The sequence below is a fragment of the Streptomyces sp. NPDC055099 genome (assembly GCF_053607685.1).
Map to the genome: position 1 here is coordinate 151,031 of NZ_JBSGUA010000006.1, position 21,551 is coordinate 172,581.

The 21,551-nt window shown below is 65.6% G+C and carries 19 protein-coding genes; 8 read left to right on the plus strand and 11 right to left on the minus strand.

Annotated features, from left to right (window positions below; all coding sequences use genetic code 11):
• Window positions 1–72 precede the first annotated feature (72 nt).
• Window positions 73–999, minus strand: coding sequence for a hypothetical protein (locus ACWFRU_RS17640; RefSeq protein ID WP_453687883.1), 927 nt, complete (start codon window positions 997–999; stop codon window positions 73–75).
• A 155-nt stretch (window positions 1,000–1,154) separates the two neighbouring features.
• Between ACWFRU_RS17640 and ACWFRU_RS17645 the strand changes: the two genes are divergently transcribed.
• Window positions 1,155–3,161: a hypothetical protein gene (locus ACWFRU_RS17645; protein WP_453687885.1), complete on the plus strand. Its 2,007-nt coding sequence runs from the start codon at window positions 1,155–1,157 to the stop codon at window positions 3,159–3,161.
• A 36-nt stretch (window positions 3,162–3,197) separates the two neighbouring features.
• Here ACWFRU_RS17645 and ACWFRU_RS17650 read toward each other — a convergent pair whose 3' ends face one another.
• The 10 genes from ACWFRU_RS17650 to ACWFRU_RS17695 form a co-directional block, all read right to left on the minus strand.
• The gene (locus tag ACWFRU_RS17650; RefSeq protein ID WP_453687886.1) at window positions 3,198–3,776 is read right to left on the minus strand and encodes a hypothetical protein; all 579 of its coding nucleotides are present in this window, start codon (window positions 3,774–3,776) and stop codon (window positions 3,198–3,200) included.
• An 83-nt stretch (window positions 3,777–3,859) separates the two neighbouring features.
• The gene (locus tag ACWFRU_RS17655; RefSeq protein ID WP_453687888.1) at window positions 3,860–4,543 is read right to left on the minus strand and encodes a 2'-5' RNA ligase family protein; all 684 of its coding nucleotides are present in this window, start codon (window positions 4,541–4,543) and stop codon (window positions 3,860–3,862) included.
• 153 nt (window positions 4,544–4,696) lie between these two features.
• Window positions 4,697–5,533 (minus strand): endonuclease/exonuclease/phosphatase family protein, encoded by an 837-nt coding sequence (locus ACWFRU_RS17660; RefSeq protein ID WP_453687890.1) that lies wholly within the window; start codon window positions 5,531–5,533, stop codon window positions 4,697–4,699.
• 123 nt (window positions 5,534–5,656) lie between these two features.
• On the minus strand, window positions 5,657–6,556 hold the full coding sequence (locus ACWFRU_RS17665) for a hypothetical protein (RefSeq protein ID WP_453687891.1): 900 nt from the start codon (window positions 6,554–6,556) through the stop codon (window positions 5,657–5,659).
• A gap of 196 nt (window positions 6,557–6,752) precedes the next feature.
• Complete coding sequence (locus ACWFRU_RS17670; protein ID WP_453687893.1) at window positions 6,753–7,793, minus strand: phosphotransferase enzyme family protein; 1,041 nt, start codon at window positions 7,791–7,793, stop codon at window positions 6,753–6,755.
• Between the two features lie 343 nt (window positions 7,794–8,136).
• Window positions 8,137–9,675: an amino acid permease gene (locus ACWFRU_RS17675; protein ID WP_453687895.1), complete on the minus strand. Its 1,539-nt coding sequence runs from the start codon at window positions 9,673–9,675 to the stop codon at window positions 8,137–8,139.
• Between the two features lie 78 nt (window positions 9,676–9,753).
• Complete coding sequence (locus tag ACWFRU_RS17680) at window positions 9,754–10,698, minus strand: hypothetical protein (RefSeq protein WP_453687896.1); 945 nt, start codon at window positions 10,696–10,698, stop codon at window positions 9,754–9,756.
• A 339-nt stretch (window positions 10,699–11,037) separates the two neighbouring features.
• Window positions 11,038–11,232 carry a hypothetical protein gene (locus tag ACWFRU_RS17685; RefSeq protein WP_453687898.1) on the minus strand — a complete coding sequence of 65 codons (195 nt, stop codon included), beginning with the start codon at window positions 11,230–11,232 and terminating at the stop codon, window positions 11,038–11,040.
• A gap of 1,543 nt (window positions 11,233–12,775) precedes the next feature.
• A complete protein-coding gene (locus ACWFRU_RS17690) occupies window positions 12,776–13,489 on the minus strand; it encodes a creatininase family protein (protein ID WP_453687900.1) in 714 nt (237 codons plus the stop codon).
• Between the two features lie 17 nt (window positions 13,490–13,506).
• Entirely contained in the window at window positions 13,507–14,703 is a 1,197-nt protein-coding gene (locus tag ACWFRU_RS17695; protein ID WP_453687902.1) for a hypothetical protein, read from the minus strand.
• A 214-nt stretch (window positions 14,704–14,917) separates the two neighbouring features.
• Here ACWFRU_RS17695 and ACWFRU_RS17700 point away from each other — a divergent pair, with 214 nt between their 5' ends.
• The 7 genes from ACWFRU_RS17700 to ACWFRU_RS17730 all read left to right on the plus strand — a co-directional run bounded on the left by ACWFRU_RS17700 (window position 14,918) and on the right by ACWFRU_RS17730 (window position 21,542).
• Entirely contained in the window at window positions 14,918–15,457 is a 540-nt protein-coding gene (locus ACWFRU_RS17700; RefSeq protein ID WP_453687904.1) for a helix-turn-helix domain-containing protein, read from the plus strand.
• A gap of 171 nt (window positions 15,458–15,628) precedes the next feature.
• The gene (locus tag ACWFRU_RS17705; RefSeq protein WP_453687905.1) at window positions 15,629–16,306 is read left to right on the plus strand and encodes a class I SAM-dependent methyltransferase; all 678 of its coding nucleotides are present in this window, start codon (window positions 15,629–15,631) and stop codon (window positions 16,304–16,306) included.
• Entirely contained in the window at window positions 16,303–17,619 is a 1,317-nt protein-coding gene (locus ACWFRU_RS17710) for a N,N-dimethylformamidase beta subunit family domain-containing protein (protein WP_453687907.1), read from the plus strand. The genes ACWFRU_RS17705 and ACWFRU_RS17710 overlap by 4 nt, the downstream gene beginning before the upstream one ends.
• Before the next feature lie 13 nt (window positions 17,620–17,632).
• Complete coding sequence (locus ACWFRU_RS17715) at window positions 17,633–18,775, plus strand: glycosyltransferase family protein (RefSeq protein ID WP_453687908.1); 1,143 nt, start codon at window positions 17,633–17,635, stop codon at window positions 18,773–18,775.
• A 6-nt stretch (window positions 18,776–18,781) separates the two neighbouring features.
• The gene (locus tag ACWFRU_RS17720; RefSeq protein WP_453687910.1) at window positions 18,782–20,377 is read left to right on the plus strand and encodes a hypothetical protein; all 1,596 of its coding nucleotides are present in this window, start codon (window positions 18,782–18,784) and stop codon (window positions 20,375–20,377) included.
• Complete coding sequence (locus tag ACWFRU_RS17725) at window positions 20,329–20,883, plus strand: FkbM family methyltransferase (RefSeq protein WP_453687911.1); 555 nt, start codon at window positions 20,329–20,331, stop codon at window positions 20,881–20,883. Before ACWFRU_RS17720 ends, ACWFRU_RS17725 begins: the two co-directional genes overlap by 49 nt.
• A gap of 23 nt (window positions 20,884–20,906) precedes the next feature.
• A complete protein-coding gene (locus tag ACWFRU_RS17730; RefSeq protein WP_453687913.1) occupies window positions 20,907–21,542 on the plus strand; it encodes a histidine phosphatase family protein in 636 nt (211 codons plus the stop codon).
• Window positions 21,543–21,551 lie beyond the last annotated feature (9 nt).

The window sequence follows — 21,551 nt, forward strand, 5'->3', positions numbered from 1 at the left end:
CCCGCCCACTCGCAATGGGCCGCCAGCCCAGCCACCACGCGAGACCACAGCTCCAATCGAGCACGCTGCTGGTCATGGGCCGGGCTTGAAGAATTCGGCCACAAGCAGATAGTGGTGCCATCGCTGCCTGAACACCACCAGGAGAGTAAGTATCCCGGCAGCAGAAACCACCGTCGCCGCTGCCAACTCGGGCAAATGCAGGAGTGATACCGAGACGGCGACGCCAGCGATGACCACTACGGTTACCCCGACACGCAGCAGCTCACGATCCCGAACCGGAGAGAGCCCAGCCAACGAAGCAGCGGGAAGTAGCGCGCCAACATGCCCCGCCGCATACTGCTCGGCAATGGTGGCCATGTGGCCCGCCAGCTCCTCGAGTGCATCGCCCGGCGCGCCCGTGTCGAGTTGAGACTCCGCAGCGCGAAGTTTCGCCACAACCTGGCCGGCATGCCGACGCAGTTCGCCGCGTCGCGGGGACTTGCGAGCAACAGTCCCGCGTAAGAGGTAGGCACGCTGGACGCACTCCTCCACGATCCGCAGCGAAGCCGACACCGTCCGCAACTCCTCCGTGCGCCGTGAACCTCCCGCCCGGTGCGCCCTGGCGCATGCCTTGATTGCCTCTGCACAGTGCATCACCACGATGCATCTCCGCGTCCTGACATACGCCTCACGAGTGGCACCTGCGATGAATGACAGGAAGGCGGCCCAGACGATGAAAGCGGCTACGGCAAAGGGCCTAGGGCTGGCATTGCCGCTGAGGACCGCCCCCGCCAGATACACCAGGACCGTATCTATCAGGAAGGCCACCGCGATTACATGAAGGGACGCCCAGAGGGCAGTACCTACACGTTGGCGAAGGGTGGCACGAACAGCGAGGGGGAGCGGCCACCAGTCAAAATGAAGGCGGTCCAGAGAAGTTCGCAAATCGGCTATCTGCTTGTCGGCCACACGCCGTACCCGGTTGCGCCGCCACCGACCTATGGGCTCCGTGATGGTCATGAACTGTGAGGATGCCACGGCACGTCCGCGCGAGGGACCACCTTCGGCACACTGCGAAGCGACAGTCCATCAAGACACGGGCATTGCCCATAACCCTCTCTGCCCGTTCCGTTGCAGCACGCTTGCCCAGGCAGCCCGCTGGCTAGGATCCCGACATGCCGAACAGCGTCGTACCGCACTGGGAAGCCGCCCGCGCCCGCTCCGGGCAACTCCGCGGTCTGGACGGAGCACAGCGCGACGTACTCGCGTTGATCTATGCACTCATCGCAGCTGATGACGGCACCGCGATCGACGCCATTTCCCACTGGGCGGTGCGCTACCGGCTGCTCGATACCCAACAGCTACACCAAGACCTGTCGGCCCTGCTGCCCGGACCTCTCGACCAAGGCGCGACCACCATCGAGGGCGGGATCGCCGAGCTGTACAGAAGCCGACTTGATGAACTCGTAGATGACAGCGGCCATTACACAGGAACACCCGGCCTGGAGGAACTCCTCAAGAGCGGCCTCGATGCCGTCGTCAGCGAACGCCACGGATTCCCAGGCCGAGCTCCACTGGAAGGGCGGATCTGGCGGCGGTGGGCCGCTCTCCAAGCACCGCACGGCATCCCCTTCGATGACACCCTGACCTCGGACGAGCTTGCGGCCTACGACGCATCAGGCGGCGACCGCGCCCACGTCGCGTCAGGCAAGACCGTCTTCGAACACAGCGTGCAGGACCTCACACAAACCCTCGACAGGCTACTTCTACCCGCCAGCGGAGCCCCGCTCTTGGGCACCAAAGTCCTCGTCACCGGCACCGGACACCGAGGACGCAGCGGACGGCTGAGCTCCGTCACCTGGACCGTCCACGACAGCCAGCACCTGTGCGCCGAACCACCCGCATCGTTCAAGGTCAGCTTCGATGATCGCCGCGACGCTGCGGACCTTGCTCCCGAGGATCTGGAGCCGCAGCCAGAGTGGGACCAGTTCTTCGCCGTCGTCTACGCAGGCCAGCCGATGCCCCTCTCCTGGAGCGCCTCCGTGCTGCTTGCTGGCGCGGAACCTGGTGGGACTTGGCAGCAGGACGCCATCGCAGCACTCAAGGACGGATGGAAGAGCGCGACCGGGCGGCTCGTCGTCCTCATCCCGCACCAGCCAGACGGCACTCCCGCGTCCGATGAGAAGTCTGCATGGCTGAACGACGCGTATGAGTGGGCCGACGAGATCGTTCTCAACTCCACCTCGAGCACTGGCGTTCCGTCGTCACTGAAGTCGGGAGGAGCCGTAGACGTCGAGGACGCATGTGCCCGTCTCATCCTGCAGACGATCACACCTGATGAGCCCACGCGTACCTGGGCTGCCCAGAACGCGGTCCCGCTCGTCCGCACACCCACGGAGGCTGCCGCTGCCGTATTGAAGCGCCTCGACCGCGGCATGAACCGTGGAGGCGGCCAGCGCCAAGTGCCACTCCCGGTCGCGCGCAATACCGGCTTCCTGTACTGGAGGGACGCCTTGCGTGACGCCGACCGAACCCTCGATGCTGCGGCGACTCAGTGGGCTCCCCGCGACCCCGACGACGAGCACGCCCAGTGGTGGGCACTGAATGCTCACATCCGCCACCCCGACCAACACGTCACCGACGAGCTGGTCGTCGGCCGGACCAACACGCTCAGCCTCATCATCTGCCGGCGACGCCAAGTCTGGTCCGACAGTGAAGTCGTCCTCCTCCGCAGTCCCAACAGCCACGACGCTCAACCCAAAACCACCGCGCCTACGCTGTTTCCACTGCAACTGCCGACCGCAGACTGGGACATTGCCTTCTTCCGAGACGAAGGCAAGCGTACGCAGGCGCTACAGAAGCTGACTTCAGACCTTGGCCTCACCATTCACGAGGACCAGCTCCGCGGCATGGGCTCCCGTCCGGAGTCGAACTTGCTCGCCACACAGCGCAGCGCCGTCTACCTGGACCTGTCAGAGGAAGAACTCGACGGCCTCAAGACCCGACAGGGAGCGCCCGGTGATACGGCTCTGCTCAAGGCGATAGAGATCCACAGGGTGGCTGACCTCCTGTCCACAAGGGTGCCAGTCCTGTGCGACTGGGCCACCCTCGGCGTGATCACCCGGGCCGTCGTGCCTACACAGCCTCCCGCCAGCGGAGATATCACCGACCTCCGGCTCTGAAGATCAACGGCACTCGTACTGCCCGCAGCGGACCTGTCACCGAAGCCGCGGATTGAGAGCCAGCAGTCGGGCCTTGAACGTCGGATCGGGTGCGTTCTCCTCGAAGGTGCCGGTGGCTACGTCCAGGTAGCCCCAGTGCCCCGTCCTGCCCTCACCGCAGACCATCAGTGTCAGAGTTCGGGCAGGGGCATGAATGTGAGTGACCTCGTGGAAGACGTCCAGCGGCACGTCGTTCTCTCCACCAGCCATATGCGACCGCGTCTCCGTATGAACCCTGCCGTCAAGAACCTGGTACCGCTGCTCGGTGTAGCCGCCCATGAGCACATGCGCGCGGAACGCCCACGGATGGTTATGGGGGGCGGGGCTCGCGCCGGCCCTCAGGTCCGGCGCCATCCACAGGTTGATCTTGATGGTGCGGTCTTCTCCGCGGTGAACAACGAGCTCTCCCTTGTACCCGGCGCCATCCGGATCCGGTATCAGGAGCCAGCTGTGCTCATCGATGAAGGCTTCCCAGGTGAGCTTCTCGTCCGGCGCATGGTGCTCCAGGCCACGAACCGCGTGCTCGTACATCTCCTCATCCACGATGAGGCCAGGAATGATTTCGACGTGTTCCATCTTCTGTCTCCTTCGTTGCTGAGCTGCACAGTGCCAAAGCAGGTGTGATGTCGGTGGGTGCAGTTGCACCCTTCAGCCGCGTGTCATGTGGCCTCTGCGGAAACAGGCGCAACGTCCCTACTCTGTACGGGGAGCAGTGGGATCTCGGCGACGGGTTCCCAAGACATGCGCCAGGCCATCTGGCTGCTTCCGGCCTCTACGTGGTGGTACGCGACGTCGAGAACGTGCACACGCGAGACGGTCCATGGGGCATGGCGCGGCGTGATCTTCCGCAGCGCGCTTTGAAGTGGATCACTGTCGGCGGAGTCAAATGAGTAGCCGAGCGACGCATGCGGCCGCCCCGGTTCGTACTGCGCAGATGAGGGGCCGCGGGCGTCCAGCAGGGTCTTGTGCACGCGGGTTTGGAGCTCGTCGAACTCCTCGTTAGGGAACGCGTCCAGCAGAGCCCCGGCTCCGTTGGCGATGGGTGGGCCGCACATGACAGTGAAGGCCGGAGTGTCGACCAGGCGCTGTTCGAGCGCGGACACGAAGTCTTCGGTGTCCTGCGGGCTCATCTGGTCCGACGGCATCGAGGTGTCCATCGCGATCGTGATGTGCAGCAGATCGTCGGGCTGTGGGTCGATCGGGTACGAGGACATCGCGGAACGACAGGCCGCTGCCAGCGCCAACAGTTCATGGTCGGTCGACTCCGGAAGGGCGTACACGTGCCTGGCCCGCATTGCGTGCTGCCACGGCTGGGACTGGAAGGAGGGGGTCCACTTCTTCACCGATGGGTCCCTTCGATGTCGGCGTCGTCTGCGCCGGCCCGTCGTAGTCGGATGTAAGCGGTCGTCGAAGCTTGTGGCTCCGGGGGCTACGACCTTCGTCGAGGCGTGTTCCGTGCCGACCATGCGCAGGCGGCAACGATCCGCGCACGATCTTCACGTCCAGTCGTGGGCCTGGGAGCGATCGGTGCGGTCCAGGTCGAGCGTGACTCCGACTCCGTAGTGGTCGGAGTCTTCGCCGGGATCCACCCGCCAGTAGTCCCCGATTGCAGGCACGAGCGAGTCTGTGACATGGACCTGGTCGACACGCAGCAGACCGCCCTTGCCGGTGCACTCCCGCAGGGAGGAATCTTCGAGCTTGTCGGCGAGATGCGCGGCGACATCGGTGAACTCCCCATCACGGAAGGTCTCGCCGACGACCCGATTCCCGATCCACGGCTCATCGGGACTCTTCCGGCGGTGGCAGCGCGAGGTGCGGTTGTAGGGCTTAACGAGCGTCCAGTCGATCTCCTCGTCGCCAATCGGCACGTGATTGATGTCCCCGCCCACCAGCGCGATCCCGCCGTAACGGCGAGCCCTCGCGCACAGCAGCTGTGCTTCCTGAGCGGCGACCTCCGCTGAGTACGGGGTGAGATGTGTGCTGACGGCGACCAACGGCACAGGCAGTTCGCGCTCCAGGCCCAGCGGACGGAACCGTGCCGCGCAGTAGCCGTGGTGCATCTCGGTCACGCTGAGCTTGGTCTCGACGCCGAGCAGTTCCAGATGTGCCGGGTCCCAGGCGACCGCTGTATTTCGATTTCGACTGGGGGCGACCTGCACTTGTAGGCCGAGGGCATCCGCTGCGGCCTTGGCCTTCTCGGGGTCGGCGAGGAAGTCGACTTCCTGAAGAAGAGCGATCTGCGGCTTGTTGGCGCGGAGCTTCGCGATGATGCCGTCCCATCTACCGTCCTTGTCGGCTCCGTACTGGACGTTCTGGCTCACCACGGTCAACACGATGGTGCCTCCTTGCGAAGTGATAGGTACGAGATAGTTCGGAGGCTGGAGTTCGTTCTGGTAGAAGCCTGCTGCCCCACGAATCCTCGGTCTGCTCCGAGGCCCACGCGCTGCTACTTCGCATCAGCTCCACTCCCGGCGGTCAGTGGATGACCGCCGGCGAACCGTGTCGCGGAGGGCCGCTCCAGCAGCAGAGAGAGCATCGCCATCGCGTAAGACGAGCGCGTGGTGGACGTCCTCGACCGAGGCGAGGAGAGCAGCATCGGAGAGGAGAAGCTGCTCGGTGTCATCGAGTTGGCGTCCGTACGCCGTGAGGAAGGATTCGGCCAGGTGCTTGTGTGCGGCCCACAGAGAGGCGCTACGCGCGAAGTCGCAGATAGCAGGGAGGACTTGAGCGCGCTCCACGTTGCTCAGTGACAGGGTCTGGCTTTGGATGTTCCACCGCCAGGAGCCGGTTCCGAATGTGCCGTGGCAGAACGCGACCGGTAGTTCATTGCCCCCCTGTTGAAGCCGGGCGGCACTGCGGCGAACGCTCTCGGCTTCCTCCACGCTGAGCCACGCACCGATCCGGTCAAGGAGGTACAGGATGCGTTGGGTGTACTGGGCCAGGTGCCGGGCGCTCTGCGCGCGGGCATCGGGAACTTGTTCGACGCTGTCGTGGAGGACGGCGAGCAGGTGGCCGGCGTCTTGGTGGATGCGCGGGAGCAGGTGCAGGGCAGTCTCGTTGTCGACCGGTCTGCCGCGCGGATGCGTGACCAGCAGGGTGCGTATCCGCGGTTCGAAGGCGGTCAGCCGCGGCCCCTGAGTGGGGCCGAGGTGGTGGATTGCCGTCCGGTGGGCGTGGACTTCGCTGCGGAAGTCCAGATGGTTGCGGGTGATGCGTATGTCGATGAGTCCCTGGGGTGCCGAGACGCGCCAGGCCCGTGCCCCGCTGAGACCCGCAGGGAGGGGCCAGGGCGTGATGGCCCCGAGGTGGGCCTTGGCCCATTCGGAGACCTGGGTTGGGAGGGGGAGTGAGGGCACGGGCGGAGGTCGGCGGGTGCGAGAAGGGGAGTAGGGGCTCATGAGGGAGTAGGAGAGGAAGGGGTGTCGGGCATAGCAGTCCTCAAGGTCGTTGGTGTGTGCGGGAGTTCGAGCTGTATGGGGTGGGCAGCCCGGGGGTGATGCCGACGAGGCGTAAGCCGTGCGGGACGCGCTGGTGCGCTGGCCACGCCCCTCCTCACTTCCGCTGCCCGAGGTCCGCGAGAGCGGCTTCGAGATCGTCGAGTTCATCAAGAAGACGACGGATGGCGACCTGACGCTCGGCCCAGTGCCTGCGCAGATCGGCCTCTGCATCGGCGGGAAGCCCGTACTCGGCAGCGGTGGCGCCGTGCAGGCTGAACAGCATGTACAGCAGGGCGATGCGCGCGCTGGCACGGATGTCGGTGGGCGGCAGGTGCGGGTTCTCCACACGGTAGGACTCGATCATGCGCAGGGCGCGTTGTCGCCATGACGGGCTATGCGCGATGGTGCGCGGGTCGAACGCGGCGCGTCCCAACTCCCAGGCCGGCAGGCAGGTCTCGGCCTGAAATCCCAGAACCGTGGTGATCAGATCACCTTGGGCCAGGAGATTCGTGCGGGTGAAGTCAGCGTGCCCTGCTTGGATGACAAGGCGCTTCGGCAATCCGGCGCGGAGACGCGGAGTGTGCGTTTGTAGGTCGACTCGGCGCTGCTCGAGTTGACCACGGAGCTGGTCGAGCCACGGATCGCCTTGCGCGACGGCACGCTCCAGGACCGCGTCCGTTTCGGTGAGCACTCGGTCGATGCGTGCTGTGCGCCACCTGGTCTGGCGGACGCGCGCCGGCGCTGGGTATGAGGCCAGGGCCAGATGCGTGCGGCCGAGGAGTAGACCAATGTGCTGGGCGCGCGGCACGGTCAGTGGCTCGGTGGCAACCCTGCCGGGAGCCTCGTCGGTCACCACCCAGCCCGTGCCGTCAACGCAGGTGAGGGTCTCCCGGTCCCTGTTGCGCCACACCCGCGGGGTGGGCACGCGGGCCGTGCGGCAGAACTCTGCCATGGCTCCCGCGGCCTGGGCCCGTTCCAGATCAGCGGTCGTCCGGTACTGCTTGACGAAGATGCGTCGCGAGTCCGCCAGGGTGACGCGCCGGTTGATCGTCTCGGTGCCGATCGGTACCAGTTCGGCGGCGACCAGGTCGACGCCGTAACGGTCGGAGAGCACCTTGGGAAGGACCTCGTCGCCGCGCGCGGTCTCCTGTTTCATGGCTTATCCCCGACCATCTGAAGGGTGTGCGCGGCCCGCAAGTCTGCGAACAGCGTGTGCGCTTCGTCGATGAGGCCGTAGGCGTCGGTCACCGTGGACAGCAGGCTGCGATACGCGGTGGGGGAGGGTCTTCACGATGACGCACCTTTCTACTCACACTTGGACTCTGCGTGATCGATTCAGAACTCAGGGTCATCTGGGTGGGAAGGATTGCAGGTGCCCGACAGCTGGCCGCAGCCAGCAGTCGCAGGCGACTGCTTCCGGGAACGGGTCGGACCAGGATCGTCGCCGGGGCAGCGGCGCCGCACTCCCGCCGCCCCGGCTGGCCGCCGAAGAGGCGGGATCAGCGCGTCGGCTGCCGAGGCACTCCCTCCGAGGCGGGAAGCGCCGGAGTGCTGTTCTTCGGATGGGTTGAGTTCAGGAACCACTTCCTCGCGGAGACGAGCCACCAGGTTCCGGAGAAGGCCAGCACCACACCGACCGCGATGGGGGCGTAGTTGAAGGTCTCGATGGTCACCGGGGCGGCCTGGGGCATCATGAACAGCACGGTGATCAGACCGACCCACATCACGGCGATGATGCCGACGGGCTTGGACCAGCGGCCCAGGTGCCACGGGCCACGCTGGAAACCGTCGCCCTGACGCAGACGCAGGAGCGTCGGGATGACGTAGGCGATGTAGAGGCCGATCGTCGCAATCGACGTGACGGCCGCGTACGCGGTGGTGTTGAACAGGTAGGGCAGGCCGAGGATGAAGGCACTCCCGGCGGCGAGCCAGACGGCGTTCGTGGGGGTGCGGGTTCCCGGGTGCAGCTTGTGCCACACCTTGGAGAAGGGCAGGGCGCCGTCACGGGAAAAGGCATAGATCATGCGGGAGTTAGCGGTCACGGAGGCCATGCCGCAGAACAACTGGGCGCCGATGACGATGAGGAGCATCATCTTGCCGGTGCTCTCGCCCAGAGCGTCGAGGAAGATCTGCGCGGGCGGCACCCCGGTCTCCGAGTTGAGGGAGCCGCTGTAGGACTGGATTGCAGTGGTCAGTCCGAAGAGGAGCACGAAGCCCGCGGCCCAGGAGACGAGGATGGAACGGACGATGCCTTTGGGGCCTTCGACGGAGGCGTTCTTCGTCTCCTCAGTCATGTGGGCGGAGGCGTCATAGCCGGTGAAGGTGTACTGGGCCATCAATAGGCCGATGAGCGCGACGTAGACGGCCGAGCCCCAGCCGGTGTTGTTGACGAACTCCCCGAACACGAACCCGGGGGACTGGTGTCTATCCGGGATGGCCAGGAGTGCGCCGACGATCACCACGACGCCGATCAGGTGCCACCACACCGAGACGGTGTTGAGAGCACCCACGATCCGCACACGGAAGGTGTTCACCAAGGCGTGCGCCAGCAGGATGACGCCGAACAGGATGATGGTGTGGCCGGGGGTGGCGGAGAAGCCGAACTGCAGGCTCAGGTACGCGTTCAGGAAGGATGCGGCGCCGAAGTCGATGCCGGCGGTGACAGCGACCTGGCCGAGCGTGTTGAACCAGCCTGTGAACCAGGCCCAAGCCGGCGCGGACTTGCGAGGTGCTAGCTGGTGGGCCCAGAAGTACAGGCCTGCGCTCGTGGGGTAGGAGGAGCACACCTCCGCCATGGCCAGACCCACGAAGAGCGTCATGAGCCCGACGGCCACCCAGCCCCACATGATCAGCGCCGGGCCGCCGGTGTTCATCCCGTACGCGTACATCGTCAGGCAGCCGGACAGGATACTGATGATCGTGAAGCTGACGGCGAAGTTCTGGCGCCCGGACATGGAGCGGTCCAGGGTCTGAGTGATGCCGAGTTCGGCGAGACGTTCTTCCTCGGAAGGCGTGACACTCGGTATGTCCAAGGGCATGTGCGGGCTTCCTTTGGCTTGGTCATGGATAACTGCTCGGACAGCAGCAGGAATTGAGGCTCTGCAGGTGTGATGGGCCTACGGGGCGGAGGCTTTGACCGCCCACGTGCGGTGCCGGTTGAACAGCGCCGGGGCGTCTCCGCAGTAGCTCCATGGCACGTCGGTGGCGTACGGGCCGATGGCGTCGAAGATCTCCGCGGCCTCGCGGTGCCGGTTCGCGAACGACAAGGCATGGGCGAGGTAATTGGCGTCCTCACAGAACGCGGCATGCGGGGTGTTCGGGGCGCGATAGGCCCACCAGTTGTCCCAGGTCTGCCAGGTCGACGGATTGTCCGTCCAGGGGTGAACCGTCAGCCCGTAGCGGTGCCCGTCGACTTCCATGCGTTGGCGGTGAGACTCGGCAAGGGCAACGAGGGGAAGGACGTGTACGGGCAGACCGCGCGGGGCCTGGGAACAGCGTTCCTGGCACCAGTGGAACACCTCGCCTCCCATGCCGTGCCAAGAGGGGAACAGGTAGGTGAGGAGCTCGTGGTGCGCCTCCCGGTTCCACGGGTCGCGCTGCTCCACCTGCTTCCACACCTCCCGAACTGTCGCGCGCCACCGGCGGTCGCGGGCAGGAGAGTGAAACCGAATTAATGCGAGCATGACAACATACGGTGCTGGGTCGTTCGGCAGTGCCTCGCAGGCGGCATCACAGGCTTCCCAGGCCCGTTCCATCTCCTGGTTGCGGCCCTGCCCCCGACCAGTAGCCATCGACCGCAGGGCCTGCACGTGGGCCAGGAGGGCCAGAGCGTGCGGGGAGCGCGGCTCGGCCTGCGCCCAGGTGTCCGCGAACGTCAGCCGCACTCCCATACGAGCAAGAACTTGCAGGCGGAAGATGCGCCTGTCCCAGTTCGTACCCGTCGAAGTAAGCAGCTCACGGGCGCCCTCCCAGCGGCCCATGGCCGCATCCTCGACCACGACCCGTAACTGCGCGTCGTCGTGCGCGGGATGTCTGTCGAGAGCTGGCTTACGGCTGCTCACGGCCGCCTCACCCGCCAGGGCGCCGGAGAGGACCCGGCGATCGTCACGCCCAGCCCAGATGGTGGGTAAACCCGCTTCTTCCGATCTCGCAGAGGTCGCGGGCAGCGAGCCGCTAACCGCTCTGACACGGTGGGTCCGCCACGCATCGCGGCCAGTTCGAGACGCATGTGCTGCGGCGCACCAGCAGCGGTAGCCGTACCCACAGTCAGGCTCGGTGACAGAGTCGGTATCGGCATCATCAACAGTCCTTGGAGGGTTACGAATGGGGCAGAGCGAGGGAGACCGCCGGACATGAGGCAGAGAAGGGGAGCATCAGCCTCAGCTGTGCCGGCGGTCGACCTAGAACTTGAGCTGGGAGAGCATGTCAGCGGCGTTCTTCGTCGCCTTGCTGATCGTTGGCGCGATCGAGGAACTGGCCAAGTAGAAGCCCAGAAGAACCGCGACAATTGCGTGTCCTGCCTTTAGCCCGCCCTTCTTGATGAAGAGAAAGACGAGGACGGACAGCAAGACGACGGCGGAGACGCTAACGGCCACGGCACACCTGTCCAGTGACGTGTACTCCGACCGTCTGAGGCGCCCGCGGTGAGGCCGTGGCGAGTGGACTGATCAGTGACGGCAGCGGATTGCCTGCCAAACCTGTGTGTAAGGCCGAGGACACCTTTGACTCCGGTGGAAGAGATCAGCGACTAGTACGCGTACCCCACGGCTAGGTGTGCTCAGGCGCGACCGAATGATCACGCTCCCAGATAGTTCGTCCGAGCTGCTTGCTGCGGGACTTCCAGACTGATGGTCAAACCTCCAGTGCACACATTCCCTGGGTGATATCACTGGAGTGATTTCAGTTTCGCTAGCGGTAGTTGAGTCCGCACGCTCTCGCTCAACGGGGAGGCAAGGGGTGCTCCAGCAGTCGTCGAGACGCTGCGATCGGTGTGGCTGTCAGCTGAGCCAATACAACTCCGGCGCGCTGTGCTCCGCCTGCCTCCGCTCACAGGCTCTGAAGTGCCGCATCCCTACCGTGCCGGAGCGGGTGTGGCGTGACCCGGATGTTCGACAGGCCCTCGCTGCATGAGACTTTGGCCCGGCCAGCCGCCTGATCCGCCAACGTGGCTCCCTACGGCAAGAGGACGTTGCGCAACTCACCGAGCTCAGCTAGGCGTTCTTGTCCATGCCCGATTCGGGAAGCCGAAGCCTCATCAACATCGACAAGATTGTCGAGTTCCTCAATGGCCTCGGCGTACCTGTCGATCTCGTCCGGCCCCCGCTTTCCCGCCCTACGCCCGTGCGGTCCCAGCTTTCCACGGACCTGCTGGCTGGCGGCCTCGATCCGCTTCTGCCTTGGACCGCGACTCGTATGGTGTCCTAGGCGCTGCGGTTGGAGGTAGCGCGATGGACCGCCGTCAATCCCTCACGGTGAGTGGCGTGGCGCTCAAGGAAGCAGGGGCTGATGTTGTTCTCGACAGTCTGGAAAAAGACGTGCAGCCGATGATGGACGCAATCGCTCCCGTCACGTCCCCGCACAGTTGACTCCACCCCGGAGGGAGAAGGCCATGTCAGGCCCCATACGCCGCAGTTCGACACCTAACGTGCACCACAGGCCGCACCGTCACGACGGATGACGCCGCAGCGGGCTAACGATCCTGCGGCGATCGCTATCGGCCTCCTGCTTGTCGGTGGCGGGGCACTGCTTCTCAACTTGCTGTTCGGAGTCTGGATTGCGTTCAGCATCATCGCTGTCCTAGCCGGTGCGGCAGCCGGGGGAGCCGCGGTACAGAGTCGGCGAGCTGTGCGCCTCGAACATGAACAGCGAGAGTGGCGGCGCATCCTCTGGGAAGAGTGGCACTACCGGGAAGACTGAACGCCGGCACGGGGCCCTGCGGCCAGTCTCCGCGCTTCGGCGCATGCCGCATCACAACGCTGCGCGCCACTCTTCCTCGACAACGACGATAACGCCGTGACTACGTTGTGCGGGTGAGCGATCGAGCACGGGGCGGATGGCCTCGGCAGCACCTCCGATGGCCCTCATCGCGCAGGGAGTGCCAAGTTGCTATCGGTGCCGTCCCTGAATCGCCCGAACTCCTCATGGGCGCTCACCGAGGGCTTCGAGATGGGCAGCAAAGCTGTCGACAAGGCTCAAGAGGACTGCTTTCCCCTTGGCGGCCGTGGCGTAAGACGGGTAGCCGATGACGCCTGACTCGCTGTACGCACCCATACCGAGAGTGAGAAGGAAACGGCGAGCCCCGCCATCGTGATCGGCGTCTGCATAGCCAGGCCGCACCAGGTCCGGAGCGGCATCCAAGAGGATGGAAGTCTCGATTTCCCCCGCGTGCATGTCGCCGTGCCGGTCCGACACCAGGCCACCATGTTCCCTGGCCTGATCCCAGTCTCCGCCGAGAGGAAAGAGAGACGCCTGGGGCCGATCGACGTTGGCCTCCTGGACGACGTTCGAGAGGACATAGTTCCCGCCATGGCCGTTAACGATCACCAGCTTCTCAATGCCGGACCGCGCCAGCGACTCCCGGATGTCATCAATGACCGCGAACAGGGTCTTGGCGCTGATGCTCACGGTGCCCGGCCACGAGCCGTGCTCGTGGCTGCACGACATCGTGATGGGCGGAAGGAGATGAACAGGGTACGCGTCGGCGATCTCCCGAGCGATGATGCAGGCAATCGCCGTATCGGTGATGAGCGGCAGGTAGCGCCCGTGCTGTTCAAAGGAGCCCACCGGGAGTACGGCCACGCGCGGCTGCTTCTCTTCGACATCCGTGCTCGTAGCGATCGGCAGCAGGTTCACAGCACTCCCCTGAGCGGTTAGGTATCGGCGCCCTTTGTCCTATCCAGCGCCTGGTTCAGCTCTGAAACTTCCACGAGCTTGCGCCACGGCGCAAGGCGAGGCTGCAGCCTGTGCAACTCGCTCCGGATGCGGGCCGACCCCGTTCGCTCCATGATACCGAGTGCCTGCTCGGCGGCCGTATGGGCGCCCGCCACATCGCCCAGAATGGCGTCCGCCGTTGCGAGGCGGGCAAGGCACAGGCCGCGGTCACGTTCTTGCACCGCCGGCCAGTGCGTCAGACTCGCCCGGAAGATTTCCACTGCGCTGTCCGGCTGCTCCAGCCGGACAGCGCAGTTCGCGCTCTCCATCTCGACGTACGCCACCGAGCAGTACCCGGCCATCGGATCAGAGTCGTCGCCACTGCCCGCAGCCGAAAGGGCCTCATCGATGGCGCGCGCGGTTTCGGCCTGTTCCCCCAGACTGGCTTTGCTGTTGGCGAGTTGGCGCAGTACAACGGCGTGCACTCGCGGTGACAGTTCTGAGGCATATCGAAGGGCCGCACTGGCGAGCCCAGCGCCATGCCCGGCGTGTCCGGCTTCGGTGGCGATGTTGCTGCGCCGCTGAAAGATGTACGCGATGAGTGACGCGTCCCCCAGCTCCTGCGCGTAGTCCATGGCTTGGCTTGTCCACCGCATGGCCGCGGATGAGTCGCCCGTGTCCTGATACAACCAGCCCAGGAACTCGGCGTACCGCGCTCCCAGCCGCAGCACTCTCTCCCGTAACGGTCCGTAGGCTTCGAGGCACATCTGCTCGATGAGCGGCATCTGGCTCTGCACGGGTGCTACGAGGAACCGTGGGCCCACGAGTGGCTCAGCCTGGGCATGCTGCTCCAGGACGGAGGTCAAGTACTTCAGCATCTCCGGGTTCACCGGAACAGGCAGTTTGCTGCGAAGGCCAGGCAAGTCGGGTGGTGTCGACCGCTCTGGTATCCCCTCACTCGCGGGGAAGCCGAGCTCCTCGTCCGTCGTCTGATACACCTCGCGAAACAGCAGCCGATGGTCGGCGCTCACCGGGCGTCGACTGTTCTCGTACATCGAGATGAGGGTTTTCCAACTGGTACGACTGGGCGACTCGACGCCGAGCCGTTCCGCGGTATCCAGCAGGGCGTCGATCAGATCAGCCTGCGCCCACCCGAGGTTCTGCCGCACCCCCTGCAGTTTGTTCTTCGCCTTCATCGCTCACCCCCAGAGAAGTCGCCGCCGGCACCCACCATCATGCGGTCAAAGCCTCGCCTGACGTGGGAAGTTAACAGTTAACCGGGGGGTCTGTTAACCCTGTCCACTGACGAGTTGGCTTGGAATCAGGCTTACTTGGCGTCGATGAGGCTGGCGGCGCGAGCCGGTGCCCATCCCTTGAGGTTCTGGCTGCCCCGCGAAGGAGACGATCGTCATGTCGGCGCTGAACGCCACCCAGGCATCCACGACCGGAAAGGGGTCTCGACGCTGCCAGGGGTGCGGGTTCCGCCTGAGCAGGTACAACCGAGAGGACCACTGCACCGCCTGCGTTCGTAGCGTGTTCACTCGGCAGCCCGTACACCCCGCCGTACCCGCACGCCTCTGGTGCTTACCGGTCATCCAACAGGCCTTGTTCAATCGAGAGTTCGGTGAACTCTGCCGTCTCATTCGCAAGCTCGGCCAGCTCCGGCAAGAAGATGTAGCCGCGTTTACGGGCCTGAGTCAGGCGTTCCTGTCGATGCTCGAATCCGGAAACCGCAAGCTGACCAACATCGACAAGATCGTCCAACTCCTCGAGGGCTTGCAAGCTCCGCAGGAGCTCACCGGACCCATGCTGCGGTCGCGCGGGCACCGTGATGCCTCTCTTCCCACCGAGTCGGCGTCGATACGACTACTCGACACCAACCGCTGCTACATGACGCCTGTGATATCACCGCCGAGATGTGCGTCTCCGCATAGCATCCAGCACCGTTGAGGACTGTCGCGATGCCGAGGCCCGCAGCTCGGCTAGCCCGATTCCCGAAGAACGTTATGCGTCGGCACGACCCGGTGGCTCATCGAGCAGCAGCTCACCGATTCCCCCATCTCCCCAGCCGCTTGCGCAGCCAGCGCGGCAGCACCGCCATGCGTACAGAGAGGGATCACCATGCACACCACCACACACGAAAAGCACCCGTTCGGCGAGTGGTCGCAGCGCCAGATCGCCTACTACCGCGCACGAGCCTCCGAATACGACGCCTCGTACGCCGAACGGATGCGCATGCCCCAGCTCAAGAAGGCCCTCGACACGTGGCCGATAGGCGGCGACGTTCTGGAACTGGCGTGCGGTACGGGCCAGTGGACCCAGCTGCTCTCACGTCGCACGAACAACCTGACGGCGCTTGACGCCGCCCCCGAGATGCTGGATGTCGCCCGAGGCCAGATGCAGAACACGGCCACACGCTTCATCGAGGCGGACATCTTCCGATGGGAGCCCGACCGCCAATACGACACCGTCTTCTTCGCCTTCTGGCTCAGCCACGTACCGCCCGCGGAGATGGCCAGCTTCTGGGACATGCTGCGGCTGGCCCTGAAGCCCGGTGGCCGCGTGGTCTTCCTCGACGACTCGCGGGCGAAGGCGGAGATCGAAGAGCAGGTGCCCGAGGAGCAGGTACCGACCGTGCTCCGCACCCTCGCCGACGGCACCCAGCACCTCGCCGTCAAGGTGTTGCACGACTCGGCGGGACTCACCCGGCAGCTGAACGACCTCGGGTGGGAGGCCCACGTCGAGCAGTTCGACCCGTACCACGTCGGCGGCATCGCCCGGCCCCGGAGCCACAAGTGATCAGCGTCAACGGCTATCCCGCGCGTCCAAGCGTGCGCGCCGGCGACGTAGTCCGACTGCATGTCGCCACAGAAGCTCCCCGGTTCCACGTCGACTTCTACCGCTGGGGGACTACTCCACGGCACACGGGGCACGTCGAGTGGCCGGGACGAGCCGCCGCCCAGGGCCGGTTCGACGAGGACTGGCAATGGCCCGCATACGAGTTCCGTGTACCGCACGACTGGAAGTCCGGGGTCTACATCGCGGTTCTGAGCGCGGAGCCGACATCCGGCACACCGTCCATGGACTCGCGGGACGCCAGGATGCTGCTAGTCGTCACACCGGCCGCTCCCTCGGCCCGAAGGATCCTCTACAAGATCCCGACCTTCACCTACCACGCGTACAACACTTCGGGCGGAGGCAGCCTGTACACCGCCTCCAGAGTGACGTTACGCCGCCCCGGAGGCGGTGTAGGAGGCCCCGTCAAGGGCCTGCCCGACCCGTACGACACCTCCTCCCCTCGCCAGACCTTCGCGCACTGGGACGCGCCCTTCATCTCGTGGATGGAGGACAACGGGATCGACGCCGACTACTGCACGGACCTCGACCTTCACGAAGGACGGCTCCTCGGCGATGGATACCGGCTCTTGGTTTCCGCCGGCCACGACGAGTACTGGAGCGCCCAGACCCGCCGGAACGTCACCACATTCCGGGATGCGGGAGGCAACATCTCCAACTTCGGGGCCAACACCTGCTGGTGGCGGGTGAACGTCTCCTTGGATGGAGCGGGCCTTGACTGCATCAAGTTCCCGCCCGAAGCACCCGCCGGGACCGACCCCGACAGCTCGTACGGATGCCCGGACCATTGGTGGGAGACAGAACCCGAGAACTCCCTGCTCGGAGTGAGCTACCGCAACGGCGGTGGTCACTGGGACGGCCCCCGCACGCCTCTCGGGTTCACCATCACCGGCGCCGACCACTGGATGTTCACCGGAACCGGCCTGAAGACCGGCGACACCCTCGGCCGCGACAGCGCACTGATCGGCTACGAGTGCGACGGCGCAGCGTACGAGATCGACGAGCTCGGACGACCCCGCCCAGCGGGCCAGGACGGCACCCCCAAGAACTTCGAGATCCTCGGCATCGCGCCACTCTCCTCGGAGTGGAACTTCGCCGCCCGGGAACCGATGCCCAGCCCCCGAGCGGCAACCCTCGGCCTCTACACCGCTGTCGGCACGGTCTTCACCGCAGCCACCACCGACTGGCCCCGCCTACTGGTCACCGACCCCCAGGTCGCGGCCATCACCCGCAACGTCATCACCCGCCTCGCTTGACGAAGGGATCGTCGTGTTCGGACTCGCACAGCCCCTCAACGTGATCATCGGAGTCAACGGCATCGGAATGGGGCACTCAGTCAGACAGAGCGTGATCGCCCAGTACCTCCGCGACCGCGGACACCAGGTGCGAATCGTCACCAACGGACGTGCGCGCGTCGACTACTTCAAGAACCTCGGCTTTCCCGCCTGGGGCGGCTGGATGCCTTCGCTCCTCGCCCGCGGTGACCGCATCCACACCAGCGACGCGGTACGCGCCAACATCCGACAGGCGCCCGCCGGCCTCGCTCAGCACCTGCGCCTGCGCCGCGCCGTCTGGGACACCGGTGTCCCAGACGTTTTCATCACCGACTACGAGCCCAACACCCCGCGCCTGGCCTACCACTTCGGCAAGCCGCTGATCTCCATCGACCAGCAGAGCAAGTACCGGCACCTCGACCTGCCGACGGTCGGCCGATACGCCCGCACCGCCGACGAGCAGCGACTGCGCTACTTCACGCCCCGCGCCGACCGCTCCTTCATCTGCTCCTACGTCCCCCTGGAGGCCAACGACCAGACGCTGGAGTTCATCGCCCCCATCGTCCCCGACCTCGTCCGCTCAGCGCCGGTCACCACCGAACCTCTTGCCACGGCCTACTTCTCGCGGTACTTCGATCACGGCCCCGAGGAGTCCGTCCGCACGCTCGCCGAGGTCTTCCGCCAGTACGTTCCTGACCGCGCCCTGCGCATCTATGCGCACACGGATGAGGTCGAGAACCTCCGCCAGTACGCCGACGGACAGATCGAGATCTGCACCTTCGACCGCCAGGCATTCATCACCGACATGGCGCGATCCGAGGCTGTCTTCTCCAACGCTGGCTTCAACCTCATCAGCGAAGCCTTCGTCCTCGGCAAACCTGTCCACCTGGTGCCGCTGCCCACATACGACCAGCACTGGTGCGCCAAGGTCGTCCACGAGGCGGAACTCGGCACCTGGGCACCGGGCATCGACCGCGCAGCGATACTCGACTTCCTCAACCGCAGCCGCGAGCTTCGCCACAACGTCATACGCCACCGCGACCAGCACCTCACGTCCGACCCCCGTGAGCGGATCGCCTCCTACCTGGAGAGCCTGCCCGCGGCAACCGGGCGCGTCACCACACAGTCTGTCCGGTAGACGGTCATGGAGATCGCTCCGCTCCATACCTCCGTGGAAACCGCGGGAGCTGTGCTCGCCGTCGTCGTCTGCTACCGATTCGCCGTCTCACCCGCCGTACGCGCCCTCGCCCGAACGCCCAGAGCACTGCGGGCTGCCATCTATGCCGTCGTGCCCGCCGTGCTCCTTGCGTTCCGCCCGCTGCCCGACCCGGGCCCGCTCCGGTGGGTTGCCGTCCTCGTAATTGCGCTGCTCACCTGGCAGGGAGCCACCAGCGACTATGACGTGACCCAGCCCATCGGGCCACAGCGCCGCGACAAGCAGCTTCTGCTACTCCTCGCGGTCGCCTCGTGCTTGTGGACACCGGCCCTGCTGCCGTGGCTCGCTGTGTACTGCGGCAAGCTGCGCGGCTGGAGGCATCACGCGATGATGCCCCTGCGGCTACTCAAGGCGTACCTCGCCTGGTTCCTCGTCGCGCTTGCCATCGGCCCCCGAGTGTCCGCACCCGGACTGCTGCTGGTCCTCGGCTGCGTCTCGCTGTCTCACTACGTCAAGCCGGCCTGGAGCAAGGCCCGCTTGGGGCCCCGCCCATGGTCGTGGGTCTGGCACAACCGCACCCACTACCTCATCGCCTCCGCATACTGCTGGGGCTGGGCACGGTTCCTGCGAGCCGACACCGTTTCCCGCGTACTGCGTGGGGCACGCGTCGTCGATCGACCAGCCAACTTCCTCACGGTGGCCATCGAACTTGTCGGACTCGTCGCCTTCCTCGACCGGCGGCTCCTGATCGCGGCCCTGGTGGCCACCGCCCTGTTCAATCTGGCCGTCGCCCTCGCCTCCGGCATCCTCTTCTGGGAGAACATCTGCACCAACATCGCCCTCGTGATCGCTGTCACGCTGTCGCCCGAGCAGGGCTACGACATCGTGTTCGGCTGGCCCGCCGTGCTGATCGCGCTCGTGGTAATCCTGCTCAGCGCCGCTGATCTCCTCTGGAAGCCTTGGCACTTGGGCTGGTGGGACTCGCCCTTCACCGCACGCATCCACTGGCAGGTGGAGACTGTCTCCGGCACGAAGCTGGGCCTCTACAACGACTTCATGTGCCCGTACGAGCGTGAATTCGGCCGCGTCCTGGGCTACTTCCTCACCGCCGAGCCCATAGTCCACGGACATCTCGGCATCGTCTGGGACCAGCAGCTACGTGACCTCCTCGTCCAATCTGACGGCGACCAGGACAAGTTGCAGGCGCTCAAACAGACCTACGGCCAGCGGCAGACGGACCAGGTACAGACGCGCGAGCACATCGCGTTCCTGACCACGATGTTCACCCGCCTCAACACCGGTACTCCGAAGGGCCCCCTGCCTCGGTCACTGCACAGCCTGAAGGCACCGGGCGGCCAGCTCTACCACTGGGGCGACCTGCCTCCCTACCGCGGCGAGGAGCCAGTCAGCCGCATCACCATCCGCTACCAGGAACGCTTCTACCGGCCAGACACCGGCGGCTTCCTACTGCTCACTGATCGCACCGTGAAAGAGATCGCACTCCTCACGCCCACCCCTGACTACGGGAGTACCCCATGCGCAAGGTCTTCATCGACTGCGGAACGAACCTCGGAGTCGTCCTGAACCGCTTCATCAACGAGCTCCCGGACCACGACTTCTACGCCTTCGAGCCCAACAAAGAACTGCTGCCGTCCATCCACCAGCAGGTCGAGCGGGCCGATCGCTCGCCCCGCGTCGAGATCTCTCACAGCGCGGTATGGACCCATGACGGGACGATCGACCTCTTCCTCGGCCATCACGAGAGCTCCACCGTGATGCCCGGCAAGCGGGTGCCGCCGATGTACGACCAACAGATCGACTACAGCACTCCCATATCCGTGCCGACGACCGACTTCAGCGCCTGGCTACGCCGGACCGTCACCCCGAACGATCACGTCGCCGTGAAGATGGACATCGAGGGCGCCGAGTACCCCGTACTCACGAAACTGGTCGCCGACGGGACGATCAACCTCATCTCCGTCCTCTACATCGAGTGGCACTACGACCGCTTCCCCGCCATGAGCCGAGCCGACCATGATCAGCTCGTCGCCGCCGTCTCCGACTTCGTCGACGTCCGCGACTGGGACTAATCAAGGGAAGGGGACAGGTCCGCATGCACTCGAAGCACATCTACCTGATCAAGCACGGTGAGACCGAGGAGAACGCCCGCGGCATCCACCAGGGCCAGGCGGTCGGCGGCACACTCAGCAAGCGCGGACGCGACGACATCCGCACCGTTGGCAACGCCCTCGCCGCCGCCGGAATCGCGGCTGATCAGATGCTGGTCAGCCCGATGTCCCGATGCCGTGAGTCGGCCGCACTCCTTGCCGCCGCGCTCTCACCGACGGACGCACGCGTGGACGACCGGCTGGCCGCGAAGAACAGCGGTCATCTTGGCGGCCGGCCCAGGGGCCTCGCGGCGGCGGAGGCGGCTAGCCAGGGTGTCCCCATCTACCAACTCCGCACGCCGGGAGGGGAATCATCCGAAGACGTACAAGCCCGCTACGTGCGCCTGTGGGACGAGGTCTGCGCTGGACCGAACCGCACAACTGTCCTGGTCGGCCACGGCGGCGGCATCGCGTGCCTCTTGCTGAAGCTCACGCGGCGCGGCTTCGAGCACTACCTCGAGTACGTGCCCGGATCCGGTTCCGTGACGTGGGTCGAGAGCGTCGAGGACGCCCCTCGGATCCGGCTGATGAACGGGCTGCCCGCCGAGCTGGCCCACCTCACCGCCCGTACCGCCCGATGAAGCCGGGAC

Coding starts and splice junctions, on each gene's coding strand:
- ACWFRU_RS17645 (WP_453687885.1), top strand. CDS start 1,155: ATGCCGAACAGCGTCGTACCGCACTGGGAAGCCGCCCGCGCCCGCTCC.
- ACWFRU_RS17670 (WP_453687893.1), bottom strand. CDS start 7,793: ATGAAACAGGAGACCGCGCGCGGCGACGAGGTCCTTCCCAAGGTGCTC.
- ACWFRU_RS17675 (WP_453687895.1), bottom strand. CDS start 9,675: ATGCCCTTGGACATACCGAGTGTCACGCCTTCCGAGGAAGAACGTCTC.
- ACWFRU_RS17725 (WP_453687911.1), top strand. CDS start 20,329: ATGCGCAAGGTCTTCATCGACTGCGGAACGAACCTCGGAGTCGTCCTG.
- ACWFRU_RS17695 (WP_453687902.1), bottom strand. CDS start 14,703: ATGAAGGCGAAGAACAAACTGCAGGGGGTGCGGCAGAACCTCGGGTGG.
- ACWFRU_RS17730 (WP_453687913.1), top strand. CDS start 20,907: ATGCACTCGAAGCACATCTACCTGATCAAGCACGGTGAGACCGAGGAG.
- ACWFRU_RS17720 (WP_453687910.1), top strand. CDS start 18,782: ATGGAGATCGCTCCGCTCCATACCTCCGTGGAAACCGCGGGAGCTGTG.
- ACWFRU_RS17705 (WP_453687905.1), top strand. CDS start 15,629: ATGCACACCACCACACACGAAAAGCACCCGTTCGGCGAGTGGTCGCAG.
- ACWFRU_RS17640 (WP_453687883.1), bottom strand. CDS start 999: ATGACCATCACGGAGCCCATAGGTCGGTGGCGGCGCAACCGGGTACGG.
- ACWFRU_RS17650 (WP_453687886.1), bottom strand. CDS start 3,776: ATGGAACACGTCGAAATCATTCCTGGCCTCATCGTGGATGAGGAGATG.
- ACWFRU_RS17700 (WP_453687904.1), top strand. CDS start 14,918: ATGTCGGCGCTGAACGCCACCCAGGCATCCACGACCGGAAAGGGGTCT.